This window comes from Gordonia sp. (in: high G+C Gram-positive bacteria), assembly GCF_049299075.1.
Classification (GTDB): domain Bacteria; phylum Actinomycetota; class Actinomycetes; order Mycobacteriales; family Mycobacteriaceae; genus Gordonia.
In genome coordinates, this window is record NZ_JBAQWU010000092.1 from 1 (window position 1) to 2,463 (window position 2,463).

4 protein-coding genes are annotated in these 2,463 nt (G+C 67.9%); 3 read left to right on the forward strand and 1 reads right to left on the reverse strand.

Annotated features, from left to right (window positions below; all coding sequences use genetic code 11):
* From rimI to groES, 3 genes are all read left to right on the forward strand, one after another.
* Positions 1-354, forward strand: a 354-nt coding sequence (gene rimI, locus WAW85_RS03040) for a ribosomal protein S18-alanine N-acetyltransferase (protein WP_422558179.1), incomplete at its 5' end; no start/stop codon positions are given.
* Entirely contained in the window at positions 351-1,379 is a 1,029-nt protein-coding gene (gene tsaD / locus WAW85_RS03045) for a tRNA (adenosine(37)-N6)-threonylcarbamoyltransferase complex transferase subunit TsaD (RefSeq protein WP_422558180.1), read from the forward strand. The genes rimI and tsaD, both read left to right, overlap by 4 nt.
* 139 nt (positions 1,380-1,518) lie before the next feature.
* On the forward strand, positions 1,519-1,818 hold the full coding sequence (groES, locus tag WAW85_RS03050) for a co-chaperone GroES (RefSeq protein WP_422558181.1): 300 nt from the start codon (positions 1,519-1,521) through the stop codon (positions 1,816-1,818).
* A gap of 90 nt (positions 1,819-1,908) precedes the next feature.
* Here groES and WAW85_RS03055 read toward each other — a convergent pair whose 3' ends face one another.
* Positions 1,909-2,205, reverse strand: a complete 297-nt coding sequence (locus tag WAW85_RS03055; RefSeq protein ID WP_422558182.1) for a WhiB family transcriptional regulator — start codon at positions 2,203-2,205, stop codon at positions 1,909-1,911.
* Positions 2,206-2,463 lie beyond the last annotated feature (258 nt).

Below are 2,463 nucleotides of genomic sequence, written 5' to 3' on the forward strand. Positions count from 1 at the left end.
GGCTACAACCACTACGTCGCCCTGCGCGCCGCACCGGGCGGGCCGGTGGCCGGGTACGCCGGGATCTCGGTGCTCGGCGCGGCCGGGGCGCACGAGTGCGAGGTGCACACCATCGCCGTCGCACCGGAGTTCCGGGGGCGCGGTAGCGGTCGGGCGTTGCTCGCGGAGTTGCTGCGGGTTGCCGACGGATACGCCGCGCCGGTATTCCTGGAGGTGCGCACCGACAACGCGGCGGCGATCGGGCTCTACGAGAGTGTCGGCTTCACCGTGGCCGGGGTGCGCCGCAACTACTATCAGCCGTCCGGTGCGGACGCCTACACCATGGCGCGCCCAGGACAGGAGGACCAATCGTGATCGTGATGGGCATTGAGAGCTCGTGCGACGAGACCGGCGTGGGCATCGTCAGCTGGGATGGCGCGGCGGCGACGTTGCTCGCCGACGAGGTCGCCTCCAGTCAGGACGAGCACGCCCGCTACGGCGGCGTGGTACCCGAGGTGGCCTCTCGCGCACACCTCGAGGCGATGGTGCCGACCATGACCCGCGCCCGGGAGGCGGCCGGGATCGACCGCCCGGACGCCATCGCCGTCACCATCGGCCCCGGACTGGCCGGGGCGCTGCTGGTCGGGGTGGCGGCGGCCAAGGCCTATGCGCTGGCCTGGGATGTGCCGCTATACGCGGTGAACCATCTCGGCGGGCACGTTGCCGTCGACACCTTGGAGCACGGTCCGATGCCGTCGGCAGTGGCGTTGCTGGTGTCCGGCGGGCATACCCATCTGCTCGGCATCGATTCGCTGGCCGCCCCGATCGACGAGCTCGGCACCACCATCGACGACGCCGCCGGCGAGGCCTTCGACAAGGTCGCCCGGCTCCTGAACCTGGGCTACCCGGGTGGGCCGGTGCTCGACGCGATGGCCCGCGACGGCGATCCTGGCGCCATCGCCTTCCCGCGCGGGCTGACCGGTCCGCGCGATGCGCCCTACGACTTCTCGTTCTCCGGACTCAAGACCGCCGTCGCCCGCTATGTGGAGGGCGAGGTGCGCGCCGGCCGGGAGGTGTCGGTACCCGATGTGGCGGCCTCGTTCCAGGAGGCGGTGGCCGATGTGCTGACCGCCAAAGCGATGCGGGCGGTCACTGCGCGCGGCGTGGACACACTGGTGCTGGGCGGCGGCGCGACCGCAAACTCGCGTATCCGCTCGCTCGCCCAGGAACGCGCCGATGCCGCCGGGGTGCAGCTGCGCGTGCCCATCCCGCGGCTATGCACCGACAACGGCGTGATGGTCGCGACCTTAGGGGCCCATGTGATCGGTGGGGGTGCGCCGCCGTCGCCGCTGACCGTAGCGACCGATCCGGGGATGAGTGTGCAGATCAGCCAACTGTAAACGCCCCACCGGTTGAGTGCTGGCACTCATATGGGTAGAGTGCTAATTGGCTCTGGTTCACTGCTGCGGCACCCGCGACGACGTGGCATCCGATCCGAGCCGCAATCGTTGGCAGCAGTTACAGAGAAGGACTGACATCGTGGCAGGCGTGAACATCAAGCCGCTTGAGGACAAGATCCTGATTCAGGCCGTCGAGGCGGAGACGACCACCCCTTCGGGGCTGGTCATTCCGGACTCGGCTAAAGAAAAGCCCTCCGAGGGCAAAGTCATCGCTGTGGGCCCCGGCCGCTGGGATGAGGATGGCGACAAGCGTATCCCGCTCGACGTCGCTGAGGGTGACACTGTCATCTACAGCAAGTACGGCGGCACCGAGATCACCTACAACGGTCAGGTCTACCTGATCCTGTCGGCGCGCGACGTCCTCGCCGTCGTCAGCTGACGCTGATCTGAACTATCCGCTCCGCCCCGGCAGCTTTGGCTCGCCGGGGCGGAGCTGTATTCGGCGGTCGGTCAGTCCGTTGGCGGTCGGTCAGTTGGTGATCCAGGTGCCCGAACGTCGCCGCAACACCGTGCGGTCATGCTCGGACAGCCCGCCCCAAATCCCGTACACTTCGTCGACCGACAGGGCGTGGCGGCGGCACTGCTCGATCACCGGGCAGCCCCCGCAGATCTGTTTGGCGCGCCGCTCGCGTTGCAGCCGGGCGTGGCCGCGTTCGCCTTCGGGGTGGAAGAAGACCGAGGAGTCCAGCCCGCGGCAGCCCCCGTGCATCTGCCAGTCCCAAAAGTCGGTGTTGGGGCCGGGCAACAGCTGTGCGGTGCTACTCATCTCGGTGGTCCTCTCGATGAAACGGTGGGCTACATCGCCTACGCTAGGGCGGCGAATTCCGCCGAGTCAAACAGCGGAAAAACTCGAATTGACCTGCACTTTTAATCGCAGGTGAACGGGAGGTTTCGTACCAGCGGATTCGTCGGCGCGGCGTAACACCGGGTAAACACGGGGCGTCGCGCACAGGTCGACCGCCCCGCGAAGTCACCCATTGTTACCGCAGCAGAAACCCGGAAAGAGGATGTGTGAGTTTCGACC

What these genes read in the sequence shown, in the direction of transcription:
- WAW85_RS03055 (WP_422558182.1), bottom strand. Translation starts at nt 2,205, where the DNA reads ATGAGTAGCACCGCACAGCTGTTGCCCGGCCCCAACACCGACTTTTGG.